25 protein-coding genes are annotated in these 23,566 nt (G+C 72.9%); 12 read left to right on the forward strand and 13 right to left on the reverse strand.

Features of this window, described 5'->3' with window-relative positions; all coding sequences use genetic code 11:
* Positions 1-225 precede the first annotated feature (225 nt).
* Complete coding sequence (serB, locus tag ACZ6AQ_RS00070) at positions 226-1,440, forward strand: phosphoserine phosphatase SerB (protein WP_468756289.1); 1,215 nt, start codon at positions 226-228, stop codon at positions 1,438-1,440.
* A 164-nt stretch (positions 1,441-1,604) separates the two neighbouring features.
* Here serB and ACZ6AQ_RS00075 read toward each other — a convergent pair whose 3' ends face one another.
* From ACZ6AQ_RS00075 to ACZ6AQ_RS00090, 4 genes are all read right to left on the reverse strand, one after another.
* Positions 1,605-2,123: a SixA phosphatase family protein gene (locus ACZ6AQ_RS00075; protein WP_468756290.1), complete on the reverse strand. Its 519-nt coding sequence runs from the start codon at positions 2,121-2,123 to the stop codon at positions 1,605-1,607.
* A 35-nt stretch (positions 2,124-2,158) separates the two neighbouring features.
* Complete coding sequence (locus tag ACZ6AQ_RS00080; RefSeq protein ID WP_468756291.1) at positions 2,159-2,362, reverse strand: hypothetical protein; 204 nt, start codon at positions 2,360-2,362, stop codon at positions 2,159-2,161.
* Between the two features lie 269 nt (positions 2,363-2,631).
* The gene (locus ACZ6AQ_RS00085; RefSeq protein ID WP_388700081.1) at positions 2,632-2,748 is read right to left on the reverse strand and encodes an SGM_5486 family transporter-associated protein; all 117 of its coding nucleotides are present in this window, start codon (positions 2,746-2,748) and stop codon (positions 2,632-2,634) included.
* 78 nt (positions 2,749-2,826) lie between these two features.
* Positions 2,827-4,200 (reverse strand): CynX/NimT family MFS transporter, encoded by a 1,374-nt coding sequence (locus ACZ6AQ_RS00090; protein WP_468756292.1) that lies wholly within the window; start codon positions 4,198-4,200, stop codon positions 2,827-2,829.
* Positions 4,201-4,263: 63 nt separating this feature from the next.
* Between ACZ6AQ_RS00090 and ACZ6AQ_RS00095 the strand changes: the two genes are divergently transcribed.
* Positions 4,264-5,007 (forward strand): FadR/GntR family transcriptional regulator, encoded by a 744-nt coding sequence (locus tag ACZ6AQ_RS00095; RefSeq protein ID WP_468756293.1) that lies wholly within the window; start codon positions 4,264-4,266, stop codon positions 5,005-5,007.
* Here ACZ6AQ_RS00095 and ACZ6AQ_RS00100 read toward each other — a convergent pair.
* From ACZ6AQ_RS00100 to fabG, 3 genes are all read right to left on the reverse strand, one after another.
* Positions 4,922-5,335: a hypothetical protein gene (locus ACZ6AQ_RS00100; protein WP_468756294.1), complete on the reverse strand. Its 414-nt coding sequence runs from the start codon at positions 5,333-5,335 to the stop codon at positions 4,922-4,924. The two genes, ACZ6AQ_RS00095 and ACZ6AQ_RS00100, sit on opposite strands and share 86 nt — an antisense overlap.
* Before the next feature lie 172 nt (positions 5,336-5,507).
* Positions 5,508-6,284 carry an enoyl-ACP reductase FabI gene (fabI, locus tag ACZ6AQ_RS00105; RefSeq protein ID WP_468756295.1) on the reverse strand — a complete coding sequence of 259 codons (777 nt, stop codon included), beginning with the start codon at positions 6,282-6,284 and terminating at the stop codon, positions 5,508-5,510.
* Between the two features lie 5 nt (positions 6,285-6,289).
* Complete coding sequence (gene fabG / locus ACZ6AQ_RS00110; RefSeq protein WP_468756296.1) at positions 6,290-7,009, reverse strand: 3-oxoacyl-[acyl-carrier-protein] reductase; 720 nt, start codon at positions 7,007-7,009, stop codon at positions 6,290-6,292.
* Positions 7,010-7,495: 486 nt separating this feature from the next.
* Between fabG and ACZ6AQ_RS00115 the strand changes: the two genes are divergently transcribed.
* The 3 genes from ACZ6AQ_RS00115 to tyrS are packed head-to-tail and all read left to right on the forward strand — an operon-like array spanning position 7,496 to position 11,730.
* The gene (locus tag ACZ6AQ_RS00115) at positions 7,496-9,019 is read left to right on the forward strand and encodes a TldD/PmbA family protein (protein ID WP_468756297.1); all 1,524 of its coding nucleotides are present in this window, start codon (positions 7,496-7,498) and stop codon (positions 9,017-9,019) included.
* A complete protein-coding gene (locus ACZ6AQ_RS00120) occupies positions 9,016-10,407 on the forward strand; it encodes a metallopeptidase TldD-related protein (protein WP_468756298.1) in 1,392 nt (463 codons plus the stop codon). Before ACZ6AQ_RS00115 ends, ACZ6AQ_RS00120 begins: the two co-directional genes overlap by 4 nt.
* Before the next feature lie 54 nt (positions 10,408-10,461).
* Positions 10,462-11,730 (forward strand): tyrosine--tRNA ligase, encoded by a 1,269-nt coding sequence (tyrS, locus tag ACZ6AQ_RS00125; RefSeq protein WP_468756299.1) that lies wholly within the window; start codon positions 10,462-10,464, stop codon positions 11,728-11,730.
* An 87-nt stretch (positions 11,731-11,817) separates the two neighbouring features.
* Here the strand turns inward: tyrS and ACZ6AQ_RS00130 are convergent, their stop codons facing one another.
* A complete protein-coding gene (locus tag ACZ6AQ_RS00130) occupies positions 11,818-12,093 on the reverse strand; it encodes a GlsB/YeaQ/YmgE family stress response membrane protein (protein WP_388691943.1) in 276 nt (91 codons plus the stop codon).
* A gap of 169 nt (positions 12,094-12,262) precedes the next feature.
* Here ACZ6AQ_RS00130 and ACZ6AQ_RS00135 point away from each other — a divergent pair, with 169 nt between their 5' ends.
* Complete coding sequence (locus tag ACZ6AQ_RS00135) at positions 12,263-12,610, forward strand: DUF3099 domain-containing protein (protein ID WP_468756300.1); 348 nt, start codon at positions 12,263-12,265, stop codon at positions 12,608-12,610.
* Positions 12,611-12,792: 182 nt separating this feature from the next.
* Complete coding sequence (locus ACZ6AQ_RS00140; protein WP_468756302.1) at positions 12,793-13,020, forward strand: hypothetical protein; 228 nt, start codon at positions 12,793-12,795, stop codon at positions 13,018-13,020.
* A gap of 64 nt (positions 13,021-13,084) precedes the next feature.
* On the opposite strand, the gene moaA is transcribed toward ACZ6AQ_RS00140, so the two are convergent.
* The 3 genes from moaA to ACZ6AQ_RS00155 all read right to left on the reverse strand — a co-directional run bounded on the left by moaA (position 13,085) and on the right by ACZ6AQ_RS00155 (position 16,234).
* Positions 13,085-14,074 carry a GTP 3',8-cyclase MoaA gene (gene moaA, locus ACZ6AQ_RS00145; RefSeq protein WP_468756304.1) on the reverse strand — a complete coding sequence of 330 codons (990 nt, stop codon included), beginning with the start codon at positions 14,072-14,074 and terminating at the stop codon, positions 13,085-13,087.
* Between the two features lie 163 nt (positions 14,075-14,237).
* Positions 14,238-15,863: a solute symporter family protein gene (locus tag ACZ6AQ_RS00150; RefSeq protein ID WP_388691934.1), complete on the reverse strand. Its 1,626-nt coding sequence runs from the start codon at positions 15,861-15,863 to the stop codon at positions 14,238-14,240.
* The gene (locus tag ACZ6AQ_RS00155) at positions 15,860-16,234 is read right to left on the reverse strand and encodes a DUF485 domain-containing protein (RefSeq protein ID WP_468756305.1); all 375 of its coding nucleotides are present in this window, start codon (positions 16,232-16,234) and stop codon (positions 15,860-15,862) included. Before ACZ6AQ_RS00155 ends, ACZ6AQ_RS00150 begins: the two co-directional genes overlap by 4 nt.
* 269 nt (positions 16,235-16,503) lie before the next feature.
* On the opposite strand from ACZ6AQ_RS00155, the gene ACZ6AQ_RS00160 reads away from it, so the two are divergent.
* Positions 16,504-18,045, forward strand: coding sequence for a S8 family peptidase (locus tag ACZ6AQ_RS00160; RefSeq protein WP_468756306.1), 1,542 nt, complete (start codon positions 16,504-16,506; stop codon positions 18,043-18,045).
* 75 nt (positions 18,046-18,120) lie between these two features.
* Positions 18,121-19,425, forward strand: coding sequence for a CoA transferase (locus tag ACZ6AQ_RS00165; RefSeq protein ID WP_468756307.1), 1,305 nt, complete (start codon positions 18,121-18,123; stop codon positions 19,423-19,425).
* Positions 19,426-19,489: 64 nt separating this feature from the next.
* Here the strand turns inward: ACZ6AQ_RS00165 and ACZ6AQ_RS00170 are convergent, their stop codons facing one another.
* Both ACZ6AQ_RS00170 and ACZ6AQ_RS00175 read right to left on the reverse strand, forming a co-directional pair.
* Positions 19,490-20,155: a lysoplasmalogenase gene (locus ACZ6AQ_RS00170; protein WP_468756309.1), complete on the reverse strand. Its 666-nt coding sequence runs from the start codon at positions 20,153-20,155 to the stop codon at positions 19,490-19,492.
* On the reverse strand, positions 20,152-21,042 hold the full coding sequence (locus tag ACZ6AQ_RS00175; protein ID WP_468756310.1) for a sterol desaturase family protein: 891 nt from the start codon (positions 21,040-21,042) through the stop codon (positions 20,152-20,154). Before ACZ6AQ_RS00175 ends, ACZ6AQ_RS00170 begins: the two co-directional genes overlap by 4 nt.
* A gap of 182 nt (positions 21,043-21,224) precedes the next feature.
* On the opposite strand from ACZ6AQ_RS00175, the gene ACZ6AQ_RS00180 reads away from it, so the two are divergent.
* The 3 genes from ACZ6AQ_RS00180 (at position 21,225) to ACZ6AQ_RS00190 (ending at position 23,432) form a co-directional block, all read left to right on the forward strand.
* Positions 21,225-22,193, forward strand: coding sequence for a DEDDh family exonuclease (locus ACZ6AQ_RS00180; protein WP_388691918.1), 969 nt, complete (start codon positions 21,225-21,227; stop codon positions 22,191-22,193).
* A gap of 63 nt (positions 22,194-22,256) precedes the next feature.
* On the forward strand, positions 22,257-22,490 hold the full coding sequence (locus ACZ6AQ_RS00185; protein WP_388691915.1) for a hypothetical protein: 234 nt from the start codon (positions 22,257-22,259) through the stop codon (positions 22,488-22,490).
* Between the two features lie 81 nt (positions 22,491-22,571).
* Positions 22,572-23,432, forward strand: a complete 861-nt coding sequence (locus ACZ6AQ_RS00190) for an SURF1 family cytochrome oxidase biogenesis protein (RefSeq protein WP_468756311.1) — start codon at positions 22,572-22,574, stop codon at positions 23,430-23,432.
* The last annotated feature ends 134 nt before the right edge of the window (positions 23,433-23,566 follow it).

Consider the following 23,566-nt stretch of genomic DNA (forward strand, 5'->3'; position numbering starts at 1 on the left):
GTCCCCCGGTGTACCCCCGTCGCAGGGAGTCTGGGGATGGTGAACATCCGGGGGAACTATTTCAGGCCCGGTCCCCTCTCCGAAAGTCGGGCCGCGTGAACACCGGGCGGAAACCGCCCGCGACCGCCGCGGCCGGCCGGCCCGGAGGACCCGCGGCCGTCCGGCTGTCCGGTACGCGGGACGGGGGGCCGGGCGGCGGGCGGCGCCCGATACGGTGGAAGCACCATGAGCGCATCGCAGACCTCAGACGTTCCCACCCTTCTCGTCAAGATCTTCGGGAAGGACCGTCCCGGGATCACCGCGGGACTCTTCGACACCCTCGCCGCCTACTCCGTCGACGTCGTGGACATCGAGCAGGTGGTCTCCCGCGGCCGCCTCGTCCTGTGCGCGCTCGTCACCGAGCCGACCGTCGTGCCGCAGGGCGAGCTCCGGGCCACCGTGCACAGCTGGGCCGAGTCGATGAAGCTCCAGGCCGAGATCATCTCGGGCACGGGCGACAACCGTCCCCGGGGCGAGGGCCGCTCCCACGTCACCGTGCTCGGCAACCCGCTCACCGCCGAGCAGACCGCCGCCATAGCGGCCAGGATCGCGGAGACCGGCGGCAACATCGACCGCGTCTTCCGCCTCGCGAAGTACCCGGTGACGGCGGTCGAGTTCGCCGTCTCGGGGTGCGGGACCGAGGCGCTGCGGACCGCGCTCGCCACCGAGGCGCACACCATCGGGGTCGACGTGGCCGTGGTCTCCGCCGGGCTGCACCGGCGGGCCCAGCGGCTCGTCGTCATGGACGTCGACTCCACCCTGATCCAGGACGAGGTGATCGAGCTCTTCGCGGCGCACGCGGGCTGCGAGGACAAGGTCGCCGAGGTGACGGAGGCCGCGATGCGCGGCGAGCTGGACTTCGAGCAGTCCCTGCACGCGCGGGTGGCGCTGCTCGCCGGTCTCGACGCCTCGGTGGTGGACAAGGTCCGCGCCGAGGTGCGGCTGACGCCGGGGGCCCGCACCCTGATCCGTACGCTCAAGCGGCTCGGCTACCAGGTGGGGGTCGTCTCCGGCGGGTTCACGCAGGTCACCGACGACTTGAAGGAGCGGCTCGGCCTCGACTTCGCCTCCGCCAACACCCTGGAGATCGTGGACGGCAGGCTCACCGGCCGGGTGACCGGTGAGGTCGTGGACCGGGCGGGCAAGGCGCGGCTGCTGCGCCGGTTCGCCGCGGAGGCGGGAGTGCCGCTGGCGCAGACCGTGGCCGTCGGCGACGGGGCGAACGACCTGGACATGCTGAACGCGGCCGGGCTCGGGGTGGCGTTCAACGCCAAGCCGGTGGTCCGCAGGGCGGCCGACACGGCGGTGAACGTGCCGTTCCTGGACACCGTCCTCTACCTGCTCGGGATCACGCGCGAAGAGGTCGAGGCGGCAGACGGCGGTGAGGACCTGCTGCACTGAGCCGCACCGGCGCGGACCGTGCGGATCCGGTCGCGCGACCGGACCGGGTGGCCGGGCCGTACGCCGTACGGTCCGGCGATGGGGGTCCGGCCGTCCCGGGACGGCCGGACCCCGTGCGTGCGGGGCGGGCGGGGATCCGTCGGGTCGTGCGGAGGCGGGCCCCGTCAGTCGTGCGGGGTCCAGAACTCGACGAGACGGCCCACGCCGTGCTCCACCGACTTCCAGGAGCCGTCGAAGGCGATGACGGCGAAGGCGGAGGTGGGGAAGCCGCTGCGGTTCATCCGGGTCGCGGTGTCGCCCTCGGCCGTGCCCGCCAGGGCGTCGGCGAGGGCGTGCATGCCGGGGTTGTGGCCGATGACCAGGAGGTCGGAGACGTCTTCCGGGACGTCGTTGAGCAGGGCGATGAGCTCGCCGAGCGACGCCTCGTACAGCCGGTCCTCGTACACGGTCCTGGGGCGCTCCGGCAGTTCCTGCACGGCGAGCTTCCAGGTCTCCCGGGTTCTGACGGCGGTCGAGCAGAGGGCCAGGTCGAAGCCGATGCCGGACTCGGCGAGTCTGCGGCCCGCGACGGGGGCGTCCGAGCGGCCTCGTTCGGCGAGGGGCCGCTCGTGGTCGGACACCTGGGGCCAGTCTGCCTTCGCGTGCCGGAGCAGCACGATCCTGCGGGGTGTGTCGACGCTCATGGTCCACAGCTTCGCACGAAAAGGGGCGCGTCGGCTCAGAGGAAGAGCGTGTGCCGGATGCTCTCCAGGAGCCGGCCGACCGTCGCGTCGCTCGCGGTCGCGCCGGTCCCTCCCGGTCCGGTCACGAGCAGCAGCAGGGCGACGAACGCGGCCGCCGGAAGGGCCAGGGCCCACCAGGGCAGGCGGGTGTCGATGCCGACCGTCGTGGTCCGGGTGCCGCTGCGCGTACGGGTCGGCATGGCCGCCTCCAGGGGTGTGATCTCGCTTCCGCCGTGATCTCCACGGTACGGAGCGCGGGGGCCGCGGCCCATCCGGTGATCCACCCACTCGACCCTGACACCCGCCCCCTAGGGGATACGGGGGCTGTCCCCCCTCCGGGGGCCGGACCGGAGCTGTTGCCCGTCCTGGTCCTGTCCCGGTTCCGGTTCCGGCCCTGCCCCGGTTCCGGCCCGGCGCCGGGCCGGTGCGGGAGGCCGGACCCGCCCGGCGTGCGACGCCGGGGGTCACGTCACGGGGAGGCGACCGACGCGATGACGGCGATGACGACCGTGATGGCGAGCATCGCGCCGAGGACGACGAGCAGCTTCTTCTGCCCGTTCTGGGGATCGGGTTCGAGGACTGGCATGGGAACAGTCTCGCACTCCGGTGTCCGCCCCGGCGGCCCGGCCCCGCCCGGCGGGCGCTCCCCGCCGTCCGGACCCGTTCAGCACTCGTCCTCGACCGTCCGGTCCCTGCCCGCCAGGGTGCCGACGATCATCTGCGGCACCATCAGTCCGCCCACGAGGGCGATGGGCAGTCCCCAGCCGCCGCTGTGCTGGTAGAGCACGCCGACCAGGAGGGGGCCGGGGATGGAGATGAGGTAGCCGACGCTCTGGGCGAAGGCCGAGAGGCGGGCGACACCGGCGCCGGTGCGCGAGCGCATGCCGATCATGGTGAGGGCGAGCGGGAAGGCGCAGTTGGAGACGCCGAGCAGCAGCGCCCAGGCCCAGGCCCCGGCGGCCGGGGCGAGCAGGAGGCCGGTGTAGCCGCCGAGGCCGCACAGGCCGAGGACGACGACGATCGGACCCTGGTTCCTCATGCGGGTCGCGAGCCGGGGGATGACGAAGGCCAGCGGGACGCCCATCACCATGGTGACGGCGAGGAGCACGCCGGCGGTGGAGGCGGGGACGCCCGCATCACGGAAGATCTGCGGCATCCAGCCCATGGTGACGTAGGCGCCGGTGGCCTGGAGGCCGAAGAAGACGCCGAGGGCCCAGGCGGTACGGCTGCGGGCGACGCGCGGCGGGGCGGCGGGGGCGGCGGTCTCCGGGGAGGCGGCCGGGACGGCCGTCCCGGCGGGAGCGCCGGTCCCGGTCGCGGTCCCCTCCCCCGCACGGCGGGCGCGGCCGTCGCGCACGAGCGGAAGCCAGGACAGGACGGCGAGCGCGGCGAGCGCCGCCCAGATTCCGAGTCCGAGGCGCCAGTCGCCACCGAGGGCGTCGGTCAGCGGGACGGTCGCGGCCGCGGCGACGGAGGTGCCGAGGGCGAGCGCCATGGAGTAGAGGCCGGTCATGGTGCCGACGCGGTCGGGGAAGTACCGCTTGACGACGACGGGCATCAGGACGTTGCTGACGGCGATGCCCACGAGCGCGAGGGCGCTGGCGGCGAGGAAGGCCGCGGTGCCACCGGCGAGGGGCCTCAGGAGGAGGCCGGCGAAGATCGCGGCCATGCCCGCGCAGACGACGGTGGCGGGACCGAAGCGGCGGGCGAGGCGCGGGGCGGTGATGCCGAAGACCGCGAAGCAGAGGGACGGCACGGAGGTGAGGACGCCGGCGACGCTGCCGCTCATGTGGAGTCCGTCGCCGACCTCTTCGAGGAGGGCGCCGAGGCTGGTGATGGCGGGGCGCAGGTTGACCGCGGCCAGGACGAGCCCGACGGCGACCAGGACGAGGAGCCGGCGGTGCGCCCGGTCCTCCGCGCCGGTGGCGCGGTCCGCGGCGGGAGGGTCGCCGACGGCCTTCCGGACGGTCACGGTGGCCGCCGGGGCCGTGGTGGCCGTTCGCGCGGCGGGGTCGAGGGGCTGGGGCTCGTCAGGCATGACTCCATCATAGAATCATGGGATGATTGGTTGTCCAATCTCGAACGAACGGGAAGGTGTCCCATGGCCCTCGGCCATCCCCGGCGCACGGGTCTCTCCGACCAGGTGATCACCCAGCTGCGCAACCAGATCACCTCCGGCGAGTGGCCGGTGGGCTCGCGCATCCCGACCGAACCCGAACTGGTCGAGCAACTGGGCGTGGCCCGCAACACCGTGCGCGAGGCGGTCCGCGCGCTCGCGCACAACGGCCTGCTCGACATCCGGCAGGGCTCCGGGACCTACGTCGCCGCCACCAGCGAACTGGCGGGCGTCATGCACCGGCGCTTCACGGGCTCCGACCCCCGGCACGTCGCGGAGCTGCGCTCGACCCTGGAGGCCGCGGCGGCGCGGTTCGCGGCGGAGCGGCGCTCGGAGCGGGACCTGGGACAGCTCGAAGCCCTGCTCGCACGGCGCGAGGAGGCGTGGGAGTCGGGGGACGCGGAGCGGTTCGTGACCGTGGACGCGGCCTTCCACCAGGCGGTCGTCTCCGCCGCGGGCAACGAGGTCCTGACGGAGCTCTACGCGGACCTGGGCGGTCTGCTGCGGCAGTGGCTGCGGGACGACGTGGGGCGGGAGCTGCGGCCGGAGAACCACATGGACCACGCGCGCCTGGTGGAGGCGATCCGGGACGGCGACGCCGAGCGCGCCGGCGCGGAGGCGGCCCGCTACCCCTTCCTCTGCCTCAGGAGCCCGGCACGGGACCGGGAGCCGGGGCGGGGCCCCGGGGCGTCCCAGGAACCGGAGCCGGGTCCGCCGGCTGGTGCGTGATCCAGGCGGACCGGACCTCCTTCCAGCAGCGGCCGGCGATCCGGGCGTAGTCGGCGGGGGCGACGTCCACGGGGGCGCTGTCGGTGTCCACGTCCCACCAGCGCGCGCACTCGACGTGGAGGCGGACCCGGTCGGTCCGCGGGTACGGGTTCTGGCAGTGGGCGGTGACGCGGGAGCCCTCGACGTCGGTGCGGCAGGAGGCGCCGAAGTCCTCCGGTTCCCCCGCCGCCACGGCCGGGACGGTCGCCGCGCGCACTTCGGCGACGGCTCCGGTCAGCAGGACGGCGACCGAGACGAACGCCCCGATTCCGTGGCGCATCACGTGCATGTCCGTACCTCCTCCCCGCCAGCGGCAGACCTTCACGCTCCGCACCAGTCTGGGGCCGTTCGGGCCACTTTTCGAGTCGAGCGGTCCGGGGGCCCGGGAGGCGGGACGCGGAAAGGGCCGTGCGGGCCGCCCTCGGGGCGGCGCGCACGGCCCTCGGCCGTAGGGGCGGGTGTCAGGCGCCGATCGCGTGCAGGCCGCCGTCGACGTGGATGATCTCGCCCGTCGTCTTCGGGAACCAGTCGGAGAGCAGCGCCACGATGCCGCGGCCGGCCGGCTCCGGGTCGGTGAGGTCCCACGCCAGCGGGGAGCGGTCGTCCCAGACGGCGGCGAGGTCGCCAAAGCCCGGGATGGACTTGGCGGCCATCGATCCGAGCGGGCCCGCCGAGATCAGGTTGCAGCGGATGTCCTGCTTGCCCAGGTCACGCGCCATGTAGCGGCTGGTGGCCTCCAGGGCGGCCTTGGCCGGGCCCATCCAGTCGTACTGCGGCCAGGCGTACTGCGCGTCGAAGGTGAGGCCGACGACGGAGCCGCCCTCGCTCATCAGCGGCAGCAGCGCCATCGTCAGGGACTTCAGGGAGAAGGCCGAGACGTGCATGGCGGTGGCGACGGACTCGAACGGCGTGTTGAGGAAGTTGCCGCCGAGCGCGTCCTGCGGGGCGAAGCCGATCGAGTGCACGACGCCGTCGAGGCGGTCGCCGAGGTGCTCGCGGACCTGCCCCTCCAGGCGTGCGAGGTGCTCGTCGTTGGAGACGTCGAGCTCCAGGACCTTGACGTCCCCGGGCCGGGGGAGCTTCTTGGCGATGCGCTCGGTGAGCGTGGGCCGGGGCCAGGCGGTGAGGATGATCTCCGCGCCCTGCTCCTGGGCCAGCTTCGCGGCGTGGAAGGCGATGGAGGACTCCATCAGCACACCGGTGATGAGGATGCGCTTGCCCTCGAGGATTCCACTCATGGTGATCAGTGACCCATGCCCAATCCGCCGTCAACCGGGATGACGGCTCCAGTGATGTACGCGGCGTCGTCGGAGGCGAGGAACCTCACCGCGGCGGCGATCTCCTCGGGCTGCGCGTAACGGCCCAGCGGGACCTGGGCCACGATGCCCGCGCGCTGCTCGTCGGTGAGCACCGAGGTCATGTCGGTGTCGACGAAGCCGGGGGCGACGACGTTGAAGGTGATGTTGCGGGAGCCCAGCTCGCGCGCGAGCGAGCGGGCGAAACCGACCAGACCGGCCTTGGAGGCGGCGTAGTTGGCCTGCCCCGCGGAGCCGAGCAGTCCGACGACCGAGGAGATGAGGACGACGCGGCCCTTCTTGGCGCGCAGCATTCCCCGGTTGGCCCGCTTGACGACCCGGAAGGTGCCGGTGAGGTTGGTGTCGACGACGGAGGTGAAGTCCTCCTCGGACATGCGCATGAGGAGCTGGTCCTTCGTCACGCCGGCGTTGGCCACGAGGACCTCCACCGGACCGTGCTTCTCCTCGATCTCCTTGTACGCCCGCTCGACCTGCTCGCCGTCGGTGATGTCGCACTTCACGGCCAGGCAGCCGAGCCCGGCCAGGACGGCCGGCGGCTCGCCGGAACGGTAGGTGTACGCGACCCTGTCGCCGGCCTCGGCGAACGCGCGGGCGATGGCGAGGCCGATGCCCCGGTTTCCTCCGGTGACGAGAACCGAGCGGCTCAACGGATCACCCTTTCGATAGCGGTCTGGTAGCCGAAAACCTATCGGTACCGCTCCCGACATGAGGAATCGACCTCCGACAGTGGCGTACGGGCCGTGCTGTCGGGTCCCTACAGACCGGGAGCGCCGGGGGCGGCCGTCCGACGGGTCCGGTCCGGTCCCCGGGAGGCGCGGGACGGCCCGTGCGCTCCGGCCGGGGTCCGGTGGCCGGGGCACCGGCGGGGGCGCGTCCGGGGTGCGGGCGGACCGGCGCGGGAGCACCGGTGGGCCGCCCCGGGGGAACCGGCGCGTCTTGTACCGCTCCTCCAACGCTCCCCCGGCGCCCTTCCGGCGTCCTCCCCGCCCCCTTCCAAAACCCTTCACCAGGAACCCCGTTGGGCGGGACCCGCCGGGCTCCCGTCCGGAACGCGGCGCCCCGGCCGCCCCTCCCGTGATTGACTTCCCGGACAGTTCCATGCCGTCTTCCGATCACCGAGAGCGAGGCCGCTCGTGGTCCATCAGATCGACCCTTCGTTCACCGCGCTGCCCCTGCGGGCGCTCGCCGACGCGGCGCTCGCCCGGGCGCGCGCGCTGGGCGCCGAGCACGCGGACTTCCGTCTGGAACGGGTGCGCAGCGCCTCCTGGCGGCTGCGCGACGCCAGGCCGTCCGGGTCCTCGGACACCACGGACCTCGGCTACGCGGTGCGGGTGGTGCACGGCGGGGCCTGGGGGTTCGCCTCCGGGGTGGACATGACCATGGACGGGGCCGCGCGGGTCGCCTCGCAGGCGGTCGCCATGGCCAGGCTGTCGGCGAAGGTGATCGCGGCGGCCGGCTCGAAGGAGCGCGTGGAGCTGGCGGCGGAGCCGGTGCACGAGGACAAGGTATGGATCTCCTCGTACGAGATCGATCCCTTCTCCGTGCCCGCCGAGGAGAAGAGCGCGCTGCTCGCCGACTGGAGCGCGCGCCTGCTGCGCGCGGAGGGCGTGGCGCACGTGGACGCCTCGCTGCTCACCGTCCACGAGAACAAGTTCTACGCGGACACGGCCGGCACCGTGACCACCCAGCAGCGCGTGCGGCTGCATCCTCAGTTCACGGCGGTGGCCGTGGACGGGGCGACCGGCGGGTTCGACTCGATGCGGACGATCGCGCCGCCGGTCGGGCGCGGCTGGGAGTACCTGACCGGCACGGGCTGGGACTGGGACGGGGAGCTGGACGAGATCCCGGCGCTGCTCGCCGAGAAGATGCGGGCGCCGAGCGTGGAGGCGGGCCGGTACGACCTGGTCGTGGACCCGTCCAACCTGTGGCTGACCATCCACGAGTCGATCGGGCACGCCACCGAGCTGGACCGGGCCCTCGGCTACGAGGCGGCGTACGCGGGCACCTCCTTCGCCACCTTCGACCAGCTGGGAAAGCTGGCATACGGCTCCTCGGTCATGAACGTGACGGGCGACCGGACCGCCGAGCACGGGCTCGCGACCGTCGGCTACGACGACGAGGGCGTCGAGGCGCAGTCCTGGGACCTCGTGCGGAACGGCACGCTCGTCGGCTACCAGACGGACCGGCGGATCGCGAAGCTCACCGGTCTCGGCCGGTCGAACGGCTGCGCCTTCGCGGACTCCCCCGCGCACGTGCCGGTGCAGCGGATGGCGAACGTCTCGCTGCGCCCCGACCCGGGCGGCCTGTCGACGGAGGACCTGATCGGGGGCGTGGAGCGGGGCGTCTACGTGGTCGGCGACCGGTCATGGTCGATCGACATGCAGCGGTACAACTTCCAGTTCACCGGCCAGCGCTTCTTCCGCATCGAGAACGGACGGCTCGCCGGCCAGCTCCGGGACGTCGCGTACCAGGCGACGACCACCGACTTCTGGGGCTCGATGGAGCAGGTCGGCGGCCCGCAGACGTACGTCCTGGGCGGTGCCTTCAACTGCGGCAAGGCCCAGCCGGGCCAGGTCGCCGCCGTCTCGCACGGCTGCCCCTCCGCCCTCTTCCGGGGCGTCAACATCCTGAACACGACGCAGGAGGCCGGTCGATGAGCCGCGTCAGCAAGCCGTACGAGATCGTCGAGCGGGCCCTGGAGCTGTCCCGTGCCGACGGATGTGTCGTCATCGCGGACGAGGAGTCCTCGGCCAACCTGCGCTGGGCCGGGAACGCGCTCACGACGAACGGGGTCACCCGGGGCCGCACGCTCACGGTGATCGCGACCGTCGACGGGGCCCAGGGGACCGCCTCCGGTGTCGTCTCCCGGTCCGCCGTGACCGTCGACGACCTGGAGCCCCTGGTCCGGGCCGCCGAGGAGGCCGCCCGTTCCGCCGGGCCCGCCGAGGACGCGCGGCCGCTGGTGGAGGGCGTGCCCGCCTCCCCCGGCTTCACGGACGCACCGGACGAGACCTCCTCCGCCGTGTTCGGGGACTTCGCGCCCGCGCTCGGCGAGGCGTTCGCACGGGCCCGGTCCGGCGGCCGGGAGCTGTACGGCTTCGCCCACCACCAGTTGACCTCCACCTACCTGGGCACGTCGACGGGGCTGCGGCTCCGCCACGACCAGCCGAACGGGACCCTGGAGCTGAACGCCAAGTCCCCCGACCTCTCGCGCTCCGCCTGGGCCGGGCGCGCGACGCGGGACTTCAAGGACGTGGACCCGGCGGCGCTCGACGCCGACCTGGCGGTCCGGCTCGGCTGGGCGGAGCGGCGGATCGAGCTGCCCGCCGGACGGTACGAGACGCTGCTCCCGCCGACCGCCGTGGCCGACCTGCTGATCTACCAGCAGTGGAACGCGGCGGCCCGGGACGCGGTGGAGGGCCGGACGGTCTTCTCCAGGCCCGGCGGCGGCACCCGGCTCGGCGAGACCCTCTCGCCGCTGCCGCTGACGCTGCGCAGCGACCCGAACGAGCCGGGCCTGGAGTCCGCGCCGTTCGTGATCGCGCACTCCTCCGGCGACGACTCGTCCGTCTTCGACAACGGTCTGCCGCTGACGCCGGTCGACTGGATCCGGGACGGGAAGCTGGAGCGGCTGGTCACCACCCGGCACTCGGCGGAACTTACCCGGTTGCCCGTGGCCCCCGGGGCGGGGAATCTGGTCCTGGACGGCGGCGGGGAGCGTTCCCTGGAGGAGATGGTGGCCTCCACCGGGCGCGGTCTGCTGCTGACCTGCCTCTGGTACATCCGCGAGGTCGATCCGGCGACGCTGCTGCTCACCGGGCTGACCCGGGACGGCGTCTACCTCGTCGAGGACGGCGAGGTGGTCGGCGAGGTGAACAACTTCCGGTTCAACGAGTCGCCGGTGGACCTGCTGTCGCGGGCCTCGGAGGCGGGCCGTACGGAGAAGACGCTGCCGCGCGAGTGGAGCGACTGGTTCACCCGGGCCGCGATGCCCGCCCTGCGGGTGCCGGACTTCCACATGAGCTCGGTCAGCAAGGGGGTCTGACCCGCCTAGACTGAGCCACGGCACCACCCCATTCGACCAAGGAGACGGACGATCGTGACGGACATCGTCGACGAGCTGAAGTGGCGCGGGCTCTTCGCCCAGTCCACCGACGAGGACGCACTGCGCAAGGCTCTCGCGGACGGTCCCGTCACGTTCTATTGCGGTTTCGACCCGACCGCCGCCAGCCTCCACGTGGGCCACCTGGTCCAGGTCCTCACCGTCCGCCGGCTCCAGCGGGCCGGGCACCGGCCGCTGGCGCTCGTCGGCGGGGCCACCGGGCAGATCGGTGACCCGCGTCCGACGGCGGAGCGCACCCTGAACGACCCGGAGACGGTCGCGAACTGGGTGCACCGGCTGCGTTCGCAGATCGAGCCGTTCCTCTCCTTCGAGGGGGAGAACGCCGCGGTCATGGTGAACAACCTGGACTGGACGGCCGGGCTCTCCGCGATCGAGTTCCTGCGGGACATCGGCAAGCACTTCCGGGTCAACAAGATGCTGACCAAGGACTCCGTGGCCCGGCGCCTGGAGTCCGAGCAGGGCATCAGCTACACCGAGTTCAGCTACCAGCTCCTCCAGGGCATGGACTTCCTGGAGCTGTACCGCCGCTACGGCTGCACGCTCCAGCAGGGCGGCTCGGACCAGTGGGGCAACCTGGTGGCCGGGCTGGACCTGATCCACCGCCTGGAGCCGGGGGCCGAGGTCCACGCGCTCGCGACCCCGCTGATGGTCAAGGCGGACGGCACCAAGTTCGGCAAGACCGAGGGCGGGGCCGTCTGGCTGGACCCGGAGATGACCACGCCGTACGCGTTCTACCAGTTCTGGCTGAACGTGGACGACCGGGACATCTCGACGTACATGCGCATCCTGTCCTTCAAGTCCCGCGAGGAGCTGGAGGAGCTGGAGGCGCAGACCGCCGAGCGGCCGCAGGCGCGGGCCGCGCAGCGGGCGCTCGCGGAGGAGCTGACCACCCTGGTGCACGGCGCCGAGCAGTGCGCGGCCGTCGTCGCCGCCTCCAGGGCGCTGTTCGGCCAGGGCGACCTGGCGGAGCTGGACCCGGCCACCCTCGCCGCCGCCCTGTCCGAGCTGCCGCACGCGCGCGTGCCGGAGCTGGGCCCGGTGGTGGACCTGTTCGCGGAGGTCGGCCTGGTGGCGAGCAAGTCGGCGGCGCGCCGGACGGTGAAGGAGGGCGGGGCGTACGTGAACAACGCGAAGGTCACCGCCGAGGACGCCGAGGTGTCGGCGGACGACCTGCTGCACGGCCGCTGGCTGGTGCTGCGGCGCGGGAAGAAGAACCTGGCGGCCGTCGAGTACACGGGCGCCTGACGGGCCCGGCGGGCCCGCGCGGAAACCGGGAGGCCCGGTACGGCACCTGAGGTGCCGTACCGGGCCTCCCGGTTTTCGTCCGTGCGCTCAGGTCCGCTGCCTGTTGCCCCGGAGCGAGGCCCACAGGGTGTCCCCCACGCCGACGACGGCGACGGCGCCGATCAGCTGGAGCAGGTGGCGGATCCAGTCGATGCCCTTGGTGTCGTTCACTCCGATCCAGGTCGCGACCGCGTTGCCGAGGACGCTGCCGAGCATGCCGAACACGACCGTCAGCCAGAGCGGGATCTGCTGTTTGCCCGGCAGGATCGCCTTCGCGATCAGACCGAGGACGAGTCCCACGATGATCGCCCACAACCAACTCATAGTCGCCTCCTTGTACGCACGTGGACCCAGTCTCGGCTCTTCGGGCACGCGCCGCATGTCGGACAGCGCCATACGTGCCCCGGTCTCGTCCGCGCCGGAGGGCGGGCGTACGGTGGGACGAGGACCGGACCGGGGTGGGTCCGGCGCGACCGGCGGGTGGTGAGCGGCGATGCCGAAGCGTGGCGAAACCGAGGTCTTCCGGATCACCGGGGCCCGGCAGGGGCTCGCCGACGACGTCCGGGGGCGGCAGCGGAGGTACGTCATCTCGATGACGGTCCGGACGCTCTCCGTGATCGCCGCCGCGGTCCTCTGGAACGTCGAGCGGCACGTGGCCTTCGTGGCGCTCGCCCTGGGCATCCTCCTGCCGTACGTCGCCGTGGTGATCGCCAACGCGGGACGCGAGACGGCGCCCTCCCTCCCGTCCACGTTCGTGCCGGCCCCGGTGCGGCCCGCGCTCGGCGCCGGCGGGGCGGCGGACACGGACCCGGACCGGGCCCGCCCGTATGGCCGGAACTGATCACGGCCGACGACCGGAAACCTCAAGAAAAGCTCAAATCAATCCTGAGGTTCCCGTGCACCCGACCCGGGGTGCCGTGACATACTTCCTACGCGCTCCGCATCCCCCGTCGGAGCGAGAGACCGATGCCGGGCAGCTCCCCCCGTGGCTGCCCGGCATCGCCTTTGCCGGACAATGACCGGGTGAGCGAAGAGAAGCCGATCTGTTCCGCCAAGGGCTGCCGCGCCGACGCCGTCTGGGTGCTCGCGTGGAACAACCCCAAGCTGCACGCGCCCGAGCGGCGCAAGACCTGGCTCGCGTGCGACGAGCACCGCGAGCACCTCTCCGGGTTCCTCGGCGTACGGGGCTTCCTGAAGGACGTCGTCCCGCTGGCCGACTGGGAGCCCGCGGGCCCGCCGGACGGGTCCTGAGCCCTGTCCGGCGGTCCGGGGCCGCCCCCGGGCCGGGGGCGGGGGCGGACGGCCCCCGGGCGCCTCAGCCGCCGATCGCCGACATCGGGCGGTCGGGCTGGAGGAAGTCCGGGGCGTCGAGGCCGGAGCCGGCCTTCTTGCCCCACATGGCCCTCTTCCAGATCTCCGCGATCTCGGCGTCCTCCGCGCCCGAGCGGAGCGCGGCCCGCAGGTCGGTCTCCTCGGTGGCGAAGAGGCAGGTGCGGACCTGTCCGTCGGCGGTGAGCCGGGTCCGGTCGCAGGCGCGGCAGAACGGGCGGGTGACGGAGGCGATGACGCCGACCGTGTGCGGCCCGCCGTCGACGGTCCAACGCTCGGCGGGGGCCGAGCCGCGCTCGTCGGCCCCTTCCGGAGCGAGGGTGAAGCGGGTGCGCAGGGACTCCAGGATGTCCCCGGCGGTGATCATGCCGTCGCGCTTCCAGCCGTGCTGGGCGTCGAGCGGCATCTGCTCGATGAAGCGCAGCTCGTACCCCTCCTCGATCGCCCAGGCGAGGAGGTCGGGCGCCTCGTCGTCGTTCAGTCCGGGCATCAGGACGGCGTTGACCTTGACCGGGACGAGGCCGGCGTCACGGGCGGCGGCCATGCCGTCGAGGACGTCCCGGTGCCGGTCGCGGCGGGTGAGGGTCTTGAAGACGTCGGGGCGCAGGGTGTCGAGGGAGACGTTGACCCGGTCGAGGCCGGCGGCCTTCAGCGCGGCGGCGGTGCGCTTGAGCCCGATGCCGTTGGTGGTGAGGGACGTCCGGGGGCGGGGCTCCAGGGCCGCGCAGCGCTCGACGATCCCGGTGAGCCCGGGGCGGAGCAGCGGTTCGCCACCGGTGAAGCGGACCTCGGTGACGCCGAGGCCGGTGACGGCGACGCGGACGAGCCGGACGATCTCGTCGTCCGTGAGGAGGTCCGGCTTGGCGAGCCACTGGAGGCCCTCTTCCGGCATGCAGTAGGTGCAGCGCAGGTTGCACCGGTCCGTGAGCGAGACGCGCAGGTCGGTGGCGACCCGGCCGAAGGTGTCGATGAGCACGCTGGGCCCCCTCCCCGTCTGTGGATCGGTTCGTTTCGATCGCCTCTTCCGAGCCTACGCGAGCGGCCCGGCGTCGGGCAGGACCGTTTGTCACGAGGACCGGCGGGGCCGCGTCGTAGAACTCTACGACGCGGCCCTCCGTACGGGGCGGACCGTATACGGTTCAGTGCGCTCCGACGCCGGTGAGGGACTTGACCTCCAGCTCCGCGTACTTGCCCTTGTCCGGTTCCTCCTTGGAGAGGACCGAACCGAGCCAGCCGAGCAGGAAGCCGAGCGGGATGGAGACGAGACCGGGGTTCTCCAGCGGGAACCAGTAGAAGTCGACGCCCTTGAACATCGAGGTCGGCTTGCCGGAGACGACGGGCGAGAACAGGACCAGGACGACGGCGGAGACCAGACCGCCGTAGATGGACCAGAGGGCCCCCCGGGTGGTGAACCGCTTCCAGAAGAGCGAGTAGAGGATCGTCGGCAGGTTGGCGGAGGCGGCGACCGCGAAGGCGAGGGCGACCAGACCGGCGACGTTGAGGTCGCGGGCGAGGGCGCCGAGCGCGATGGAGACGACGCCGATGAGGACCGTCGCCCAGCGGGCGGCCCGCATCTCCTCCTTCTCCGTGGCCTTTCCGCGCCGGATGACGTTGGCGTAGATGTCGTGGGCGAAGGACGACGAGGAGGCCAGGGTCAGTCCGGCGACGACGGCGAGGATGGTCGCGAAGGCGACGGCCGAGATCACGGCGAGGAGGATCGCGCCGCCGGTGGAACCGGCTCCGCCGCCGACCTCCAGGGCCGCGAGCGGGGCGGCCGTGTTGCCGGCCTTGTTGGAGGCGACGATGTCGCTGTTCTTGAGCAGGGCGGCGGCGCCGAAGCCCAGGACGATCGTCATCAGGTAGAAGGCGCCGATGATGCCGATGGCCCAGTTGACCGACTTGCGGGCGGCCTGGGCGGTCGGGACGGTGTAGAAGCGGATCAGGATGTGGGGCAGGCCGGCGGTGCCGAGGACGAGCGCGATGCCGAGCGAGAGGAAGTCGAGCTTCGAGGTCGCGCTGGCGCCGTACTTGAGTCCGGGCTCCAGGAACGCCTGGCCCTTGCCGCTGTTGGTGGCGGCGGCGCCGAGCAGTTCCGACAGGTTGAAGTGGAACTTCAGCAGGATGAGGAAGGTGATCAGGAGCGTGCCCGCGATGAGCAGGACGGCCTTGACCATCTGCACCCAGGTGGTGCCCTTCATGCCGCCGATGGTGACGTACACGATCATCAGGACGCCGACGAGGGCGACGATCGCGATCTTGCCGCCGTCGCTGGTGATGCCGAGCAGCAGCGAGACGAGGACGCCCGCCCCGGCCATCTGCGCGAGCAGGTAGAAGATCGAGACGACGATGGTGGAGGTGCCGGCGGCGGTGCGGACCGGGCGCTGGCGCATCCGGTAGGCGAGGACGTCGCCCATGGTGAACCGGCCGGAGTTGCGCAGCGGTTCGGCGACCAGGAGCAGGGCGACGAGCCAGGCGACGAGGAAGCCGATCGAGTAGAGGAAGCCGTCGTAGCCGAAGAGGGCGATGGCCCCGGCGATGCCGAGGAAGGACGCGGCGGACATGTAGTCGCCGGAGATCGCCAGGCCGTTCTGGAAGCCGGTGAACTGGCGTCCGCCGGCGTAGAAGTCGGCGGCGCTGCGGGTCTGCCGGCCGGCCCACACGGTGATGACGAGGGTCGCGATCACGAAGGCGCCGAACAGGGCGATGATCAGGGGCCGGTGTTCGCTGGTGGCGTTGCCCGCCGCGAACAGGACGGGGGTGCTCATGCGTCGCCCTCCATACGGGACTTGATGGCCTCGGCCCGGGGGTCGAGCTTGTTCGCCGCGTGCCGCGAGTAGAACCAGGCGATGAGGAACGTGGTGAGGAACTGGCCGAGGCCCAGGACGAGCGCCACGTTGACGTTGCCGAAGAGCCTGGTCCCCATGAAGTCGCCCGCGTAGTTGGAGAGCAGCACGTACAGCAGGTACCAGGCGATGAAGGCGAGGGTGAGGGGGAAGGCGAACGACCGGTGGGCGCGGCGCAGTTCGCCGAACTCCGCGCCCTCCTGCACCTGGATGAACTGTTCCGTGGTGGGTGACGCGGGACCCTGCTCGGTCTCCGTGCCGTGGGGGGCGGGCGGCGGTGGTTCGATAGCCACGGACTCTCCTCGTGACGCGGGACGGACGGCTTGCTCGGAGGGGGCTTCACCGGCGTGTGGGAGCCGGGGGCTCCGGGGAGCCCTCCCCTGCACAACGGCACGGAGGGGGAAGCGAAGCGGTTCACTCCGAGGATTTTCTCGGGCAGATCTTCATGAAGTCTTCTCAACTCATTGATGAGGAAGGAAGACGGCGATAGCTTCACTCGTCATGCACCTGATCGCGCGTAAACCCGCGCGCGGCCAGTACATACGGATGATGTGGAGAACCCATGGCTCATCTGGGATCGAGGCGCGGCCGAGCTCTCGCTCTGCCCGTCGGCCTCGCGCTCACGGCCTCGCTCGGCTTCCTTCCCTCCGGCGCCGCCACCGCCGCGGAACTGAGCGACGCCCCGGCGGCCGCCACGGTGGCGTCGAACGGGCCGACCCTGTCGTACGTCGTGAACGTCGACGGGGGCCGCTCGGCCGCCAGGTCGGTGAAGAAGGCGATAGCCGCCGCGGGCGGCACGATCGTCGTCTCGTACGACCAGATAGGCGTGGTGGTCGTCCACTCGCAGAACCCCGAGTTCGCGAAGACGATCCGCACGGCGCGCGGCGTGGTGTCGGCCGGCGCGACCCGTACCGCTCCGCTGTCCGTGCAGACCGACGACTCCGTCGACGAGGGCTCGCAGACGCTGACCCAGGCCGAGGCCAAGGCCGCCGCGGCCCGGGCGACGGACGAGCAGGACGCCCTCGAGCCCCTGCAGTGGGACCTCCCGGCCATCAAGGCCGACCAGGCGCACCGGCGGACGCTCGGCAGCAAGCGCGTGACCGTCGGCGTCATCGACACGGGTGTGGACGACACCCACCCGGACCTGGCCCCGAACTTCAACGCCGCGAAGTCCGCCAACTGCGTGTCCGGCAAGCCGGACACCACCGCCGGCTCGTGGCGTCCGAACCCGGGCGAGAGCGACCACGGCACGCACGTCGCCGGCACGATCGCCGCCGCCAAGAACGGCATCGGCGTCACCGGCGTCGCGCCGGGCGTGAAGCTCGCCGGCATCAAGGTGTCCACCCCGGACGGCTTCTTCTACACGGAGGCCGTGGTCTGCGGCTTCGTGTGGGCGGCCGAGCACGGCATCGACATCACGAACAACAGCTACTACACCGACCCGTGGATGTTCGCGTGCAAGGACGACGCGGACCAGAAGGCCCTCATCGAGGCCGTCACCCGCGCCACCCGCTACGCGGAGCGCAGGGGCACGGTCAACGTCGCGGCGGCCGGCAACTCCAAGTTCGACCTGGCGGCCGACTCGATCCTCGACAACAGCAGCCCGAACGACTCCACGCCGGGCGACCGGGTCATCGACCCGAAGAAGTGCTTCGACTACCCGGCGATGCTGCCGGGCGTCGTCACGGTCTCCGCGACCGGCGCCAAGGACCTGAAGGCGTCCTACTCCAACTACGGCCTCGGCGTGATCGACGTCGCCGCCCCCGGCGGCGACCGCACCGAGTACCAGACCCCGGACGCCCCGGCGGTCAACGGCCGCATCCTGTCGACCACGGTCAACGGCGGCTACAACTACAAGGCGGGCACGTCGATGGCCTCGCCGCACGCGGCGGGCGTCCTGGCGCTCATCAAGTCGACGCACCCGCACGCGAGCCCGGCGGCGCTCAAGGCGCTGCTGTACGCGCAGGCCGACAAGCGCGCCTGCACCAACCCGTACGACATCGAGGGCGACGGGAAGATCGACGCCGTCTGCGAGGGCGGCAAGAACAAGAACGGCTTCTACGGAGCCGGTCTGATCGACGCGCTCGACGCCGTCCGCTGGTAACGACGGTCATCGGGCCCCGGTGCGGTACGCCGCACCGGGGCCCTTTCGCGTGGCACCGGCTGCCATAGTGCGGGCATGGACACCACGGCGCACACGGCGCGCACCGGTACGGAGCTGTTGTGGTCGGCGCTCGGCGGTGACCCCGCCCTGGTCGACCGGGTCGCGTTCACGGGGCCCCCGGGTCTGCTGCCGGCCCGGCTGCCGGTGATGGACCTGGCGCGGGCCTCGGTCGCGGCGGCCGGGCTCGCGGCGGTCGAGCGGGCGGGACTGCCCGGACCGGTCCGGGTGGACGACGGAGCCGTGGCCACGGCCTTCGTGAGCGAGCGTCACCTGCGGATCGACGGGCGGGCGCCGGTGAACTTCGCGCCCCTCTCGCGGTTCTGGCGGGCGGCCGACGGCTGGGTCCGCACCCACGCCAACTACCCGCACCACCGGGCGGCGCTGCTCGCCGCCCTCGGCGTGCCGTCCGGGACGGTCGAGGACGTGGCGGCGGCGATCGGCGGGCGCCGGGCCGCCGAGGTCGAGACGGCGGTGTACGGGGCCGGGGGCCTGGCCGTCGCCGTGCGCACGCCCGGGGAGTGGGCGGCGCACCCGCAGGGCCGGGAGGTGGCGGCACGGCCCCTGCTGACCCGGGAGCGCCTCGACGAGGCGCCGCCCCGGCGCCGTTCGGGGCCGCTCCGGGTCCTGGACCTGACCCGGGTGCTCGCCGGGCCGGTCGCGACCCGGACGCTGGCGCTGCTCGGCGCGGACGTGCTGCGGATCGACCCGCCGGACCGTCCGGAGCTGCCCGACCAGCACGCGGACGCGAACGCCGGCAAGCGGACGGCCGCCCTCGACCTGGACCGCCCCGCGGACCGGCGCACCTTCGACGCGCTCCTCGACGCGGCCGACGTGCTGGTGACCGGCTACCGGCCGGGCGCCCTCGACCGCTTCGGCCTCCACCGCCCGGGGCTCGTCACGGCCCGGGTCTCGGCCTGGGGCGAGGACGGGCCGTGGGGCGGGCGGCGCGGCTTCGACTCCCTGGTGCAGGCGGCGACCGGGATCGCCGTCGTGGAGGGCTCGGCGGAGGAGCCGGGCGCGCTGCCCGCGCAGGCGCTCGACCACGGCACCGGTTACCTCCTGGCGGCGGCGGTCCTGCGGACGCTGACCGAGCAGGACCGGGACGGCGGCACCCGGCTGGTCCGGGTCGCCCTCGCGCGGACGGGCCACTGGCTGACGCACGCGCTGCCCGCGTACGACCCCGAGCGGTACCTCGCCGAGTCGGAGGGCCCGCTCGGGCGGCTGCGGCACGCGCTGTCGCCCGTCGCGTACGAGGGCGGCCCGGCGGGCTGGTCGCGTCCGCCAGGGCTGCCGGGGGCGGACGCGCCGGTGTGGCGGTAGGGGGCGTCCCGGCGTCCGCCCCCGCCGTACGGAGGGCGGACGGAAGGTAGGGACCCCGGGGCCCCTACCTTCCGCTCCGGGACGCGCGGAGGACCCCCGCGGTCAGGAGGCACTGGGCGGCGATGTAGGTCAGCATGATCCAGAAGTCGGGCACCGGCGGCTGCGGCCACGCGGCGACGCCGGTGGCGATGAGGGTGTCGGACAGCAGGAAGAGGGCGCCGCCGAGGCCGGCGAGGGGTCCGAGGGCGCTCGCGCGCCAGGCCGTGGCCGTGAGCAGCAGCGCGTACCCGGCGACCGGGATCCGCAGCCCGGCCGGGAGGTCGGGCCACAGGAGCGCGACGGTGCCGCCGAAGGCGGCCGCGTACAGGGCGCCGAGCGCCGGGGACGTGCGCCGGCGGCCGAAGAGGGCCAGGTAGCAGACGTGTCCGGCGGCGAAGGAGCCCATGCCGGCGAGGAAGGCCCAGTCGGCGCCGAAGAGCAGGAACACGTCGCCGCCCCAGCCGAACAGGAGTGCGGCGAGCAGGAGCTTCGGGGCGCCCCGGGTGGCGGCGTACGCGGCGAGCAGGGGCATGAGGAGCGGCTTGGCGATCTGGTGGCCGGGCCCGGCACCGGCGAGCAGGGAGACCAGGTCGACGGCGGCCGCGAGCCCGAGGGCGGCGAGCAGCGCGCGGGAGAGGGGGGTCGCGCGCGCGTCGGGCGGCGCGGTCCGCGGCGCGGCGGGGGCGCTCACGCGGCGGCCTCCGGGGCGGGCTCCCCGGCGGCGGGGCCGGGCTTCGGGGACGGGGGCGTCCCGGGCTGCCAGCCGGGGCCCCGGAAGAGCCTCCCGGCCCGCTCCCGCCAGTCGCTCGCGGCCCGCAGGTCGCGGGCGATCGCCGCGTACTCGTGGGTGGCGACCCGGAGCGGGTTGTAGGTCTCGATGTTCTTGGTGAGGCCGTAGACGGGCCGCTCGGTCTCGCCGACCCAGGAGCCGAACATCCGGTCCCAGACGATCAGGATGCCGCCGAAGTTCCGGTCCAGGTAGCCGCCCTGGGAGGCGTGGTGGACGCGGTGGTGGGAGGGGGTGTTGAGGACGTACTCGAAGGGCCGGGGCAGCGTGCCGACGCGTTCGGTGTGGATCCAGAACTGGTAGACGAGGTTGACCGAGTAGCAGAAGGCGACGGCCGCCGGGTGCACGCCGAGGGCGATCATCGGCAGGTAGAACGGCCAGGAGGTCACGCTGGTCCACGGCTGGCGCAGGGCGGTGGTGAGGTTGAATTTGCGGCTGCTGTGGTGGACGACGTGGCAGGCCCAGAGGACGCGGACGACGTGGTGCCCGCGGTGCTGCCAGTAGTAGAGGAAGTCCTGCGCGAGCAGCATGAGCGGGATCGTCCCCCAGAGGACGGGGACGCGGAGCGGGGTCAGCTCGTAGACGGCGGTGTAGATCGCGACCACGGGGATCTTCCACAGGGCGTCGAAGGCCAGGCTCCCCAGGCCCATGCCGATGCTGGTGGCGGCGTCCTTGGCCTCGTACCCGGCGGCCTCCTCGTCGGGGTGGAGGCGGTGGCTGATCATCTCCACGACGGTGAGCAGGACGAACGCCGGTATGGACCAGAGCACGACATCGGGCAGGTTCGGCATGCCGTCGACGGTAGAGGCGGGGGCCGGGGCGCGGCTAGACGTTGTTACCAACAAGTATGTGAGACGGGTTGTCAGCGGGCTTTGGCACCTTCCGACAAGAGGAATCCGGGCCGCCGCCCTCCGGGGGAAGGGGGTCCGCGGGGCACCGGGGAGAGAAGTGTCGGTCCCGGCCCGTATCCTCAATGACCATGCCCGACGACCTCACGACAGCAGCAGCGTGGCCGGCCGCCTACCCGCAGGGGTACGCGGTCGTCGACGTGGAGACCACCGGCCTCGCCCGGGACGACCGGATAGTGTCGGCTGCCGTCTACCGGCTGGACGCCCGGGGGAACGTCGAGGACCACTGGTACACCCTCGTCAACCCCGAGCGCGACCCCGGTCCGGTGTGGATCCACGGGCTGACCAGCGACGCCCTGGAGGGCGCGCCGCTCTTCGCGGAGGTCGCGGCCGAGTTCGCGGCCCGCCTCGACGGGCGGGTCCTGGTCGCGCACAACGCGATCTTCGACTGGCAGATGATCGCCCGGGAGTACGCGCGGGCCCGGTCCACCGCCCCCGTGCGGCAGCGCCTGTGCACGATCGCCCTCGCCAAGGAGCTGTCGCTGCCGCTGCCCAACCACAAGCTGGAGTCGCTCGCCGCGCACTTCGGCGTCGTGCAGCAGCGCGCGCACCACGCCCTCGACGACGCCCGGGTGCTCGCCGAGGCGTTCCGGCCGAGCCTCCACGCGGCGGCCGAGCGGGGCGTACGGCTGCCGCTCCTGGAGTGCCGTCCGCTGACGGAGTGGAACGCCTCCCCGGCGGCCCCGTCCCCGTACCCCTCCTCCCGGGCGAACGGCTGGCGTCCCTCGCGGAAGCGGCCGGCCTGCCCGTACCCCAACCCCGGCCGGTACGAGGCGGACAAGCCGCTCAAGCAGGGCATGCGGGTGGCGTTCTCCGGGGACACCTCCATCGACCGCGAACTCCTGGAGGACCGCACCGTCGAGGCCGGCCTCCACGTGTCCGGCAGCGTCTCCCGGCTGACGAGCCTGCTGGTCACCAACGATCCGGACTCCGCCACCTCCAAGACCCTCAAGGCCAGGTCCTTCGGCACGCCCGTCGTGGACGAGGCCGCCTACACCCAGCTCCTGCGCGACGTGGCCCCGGCAGACGGGTGACGTGCGCGGCCCGGCGGGCGCGCCGGACCGCGTCCGCCCGCCGGGGACCGCACCCTGTGGCGCATGGCACGTTGTGAGGTCTGCGGAAACGATTACGGCATGTCCTTCGAGGTCCACGCCCAGGGCGCGGTCCACGTCTTCGACTGCTTCGCCTGCGCCATCCACCGCATGGCGCCCATCTGCGAGCACTGCCGCGTCCAGATCATCGGACAGGGCGTCGAGGTCGAGGGCAGTTGGTACTGCGGCGGCCACTGCGCCCGCGCGGAGGGGAAGGCGGGCATCGTCGACAAGGTCTGAGGAAACGTTTCCGGAAACGGCCTCCCGACGGGGCCGAACCCCCGCGCGTGCACCCCGTGGGCGGAGTTGTACCGTCATGGGGTGTACCGCTTCCTGTTGTCCCGGCAGTGGGTGATCCTCACCCTCGTGGCTCTCGTCCTCGTCCCGACGATGATCGAGCTGGGCTTCTGGCAGTTCCACCGGCACGAACGCCGGACCGCCCAGAACGCCCTGATCGCGGACAGCATCGCGGCGAAGCCCGTCCCGGTCGAGGAACTCACCGCCCCCGGGCACACCGTCCCGCGCGCCGACTACTGGCGTCCGGTCACCGCCACCGGCACCTTCGACACCGCCCACGAGGTGGTCGTCCGCCGTCGCACCTCCGCCGACGACCGGGTGGGCGTGCACGTCCTGACCCCGCTGGTCCTGCGGGACGGCCGGGTCCTCCTGGTCAACCGCGGCTGGGTGCCGGCCGCCGCCGACCAGCGCTCCTATCCCCCGGTGCCGCCGGCCCCCCGGGGCGAGGTCACGGTCACCGGCCGCCTCAAGGCGGACGAGACCACCGGTGCCAGCGGCATCAAGGACCTGAAGGGCCTGCCCGAGCGGCAGGTCATGCTGATCAACAGCCGGCAGCAGGCCGAGCTGACCGGCCGCGAGGTCCTGGGCGGCTACGTCGAGCAGATCGCGCCCGCCCCGGCCGGCGGCACCATCGAACCCGTCCCCGCGCCCGACCACGACTCGATCGGCGCCCACATGGCGTACGCCGTGCAGTGGTGGCTCTTCGCGGCCGGGGTGCCCGTCGGCTGGGTGATCCTGGTCCGCCGGGAGAAGCGCGACCGCGAGCAGGCGGGCGCCGCCGGGCCGCCGGAGCCCTCGGGAGCCCCGGACTCCTCCGGGCCGCCGGAGCCCTCCGGAGCGCCCGCGCCGGACACCGCCGGGTCCCGTCCCGTCGCGTCCCGCTGACCGGGGCGGCGCGCCGTCCCGCCGCCCGGCCCGTCCGCCCGCCGCCCGGCCCGTCCGCCGGGCGGCGCCGCCGTCGCCGCGGCCGATCGCCGTCGCCCCGCTGATTGACCGCCGTCGCATTCGGGAAAAGCCCG

The organism is Streptomyces sp. NPDC041191, from assembly GCF_055591945.1.

Excerpts from the sequence above, each read along its gene's own strand:
- ACZ6AQ_RS00095 (WP_468756293.1), top strand. The coding sequence starts at position 4,264 with ATGGCCCTCGGCCATCCCCGGCGCACGGGTCTCTCCGACCAGGTGATC.
- ACZ6AQ_RS00185 (WP_388691915.1), top strand. The coding sequence starts at position 22,257 with ATGGCACGTTGTGAGGTCTGCGGAAACGATTACGGCATGTCCTTCGAG.
- ACZ6AQ_RS00135 (WP_468756300.1), top strand. The coding sequence starts at position 12,263 with ATGCCGAAGCGTGGCGAAACCGAGGTCTTCCGGATCACCGGGGCCCGG.
- fabI (WP_468756295.1), bottom strand. The coding sequence starts at position 6,284 with ATGAGTGGAATCCTCGAGGGCAAGCGCATCCTCATCACCGGTGTGCTG.
- ACZ6AQ_RS00175 (WP_468756310.1), bottom strand. The coding sequence starts at position 21,042 with ATGCCGAACCTGCCCGATGTCGTGCTCTGGTCCATACCGGCGTTCGTC.
- ACZ6AQ_RS00180 (WP_388691918.1), top strand. The coding sequence starts at position 21,225 with ATGACCATGCCCGACGACCTCACGACAGCAGCAGCGTGGCCGGCCGCC.
- ACZ6AQ_RS00090 (WP_468756292.1), bottom strand. The coding sequence starts at position 4,200 with ATGCCTGACGAGCCCCAGCCCCTCGACCCCGCCGCGCGAACGGCCACC.
- ACZ6AQ_RS00130 (WP_388691943.1), bottom strand. The coding sequence starts at position 12,093 with ATGAGTTGGTTGTGGGCGATCATCGTGGGACTCGTCCTCGGTCTGATC.
- ACZ6AQ_RS00150 (WP_388691934.1), bottom strand. The coding sequence starts at position 15,863 with ATGAGCACCCCCGTCCTGTTCGCGGCGGGCAACGCCACCAGCGAACAC.
- ACZ6AQ_RS00085 (WP_388700081.1), bottom strand. The coding sequence starts at position 2,748 with ATGCCAGTCCTCGAACCCGATCCCCAGAACGGGCAGAAGAAGCTGCTC.
- ACZ6AQ_RS00165 (WP_468756307.1), top strand. The coding sequence starts at position 18,121 with ATGGACACCACGGCGCACACGGCGCGCACCGGTACGGAGCTGTTGTGG.
- ACZ6AQ_RS00075 (WP_468756290.1), bottom strand. The coding sequence starts at position 2,123 with ATGAGCGTCGACACACCCCGCAGGATCGTGCTGCTCCGGCACGCGAAG.
- ACZ6AQ_RS00100 (WP_468756294.1), bottom strand. The coding sequence starts at position 5,335 with ATGCACGTGATGCGCCACGGAATCGGGGCGTTCGTCTCGGTCGCCGTC.
- serB (WP_468756289.1), top strand. The coding sequence starts at position 226 with ATGAGCGCATCGCAGACCTCAGACGTTCCCACCCTTCTCGTCAAGATC.
- ACZ6AQ_RS00080 (WP_468756291.1), bottom strand. The coding sequence starts at position 2,362 with ATGCCGACCCGTACGCGCAGCGGCACCCGGACCACGACGGTCGGCATC.
- ACZ6AQ_RS00160 (WP_468756306.1), top strand. The coding sequence starts at position 16,504 with ATGGCTCATCTGGGATCGAGGCGCGGCCGAGCTCTCGCTCTGCCCGTC.
- ACZ6AQ_RS00120 (WP_468756298.1), top strand. The coding sequence starts at position 9,016 with ATGAGCCGCGTCAGCAAGCCGTACGAGATCGTCGAGCGGGCCCTGGAG.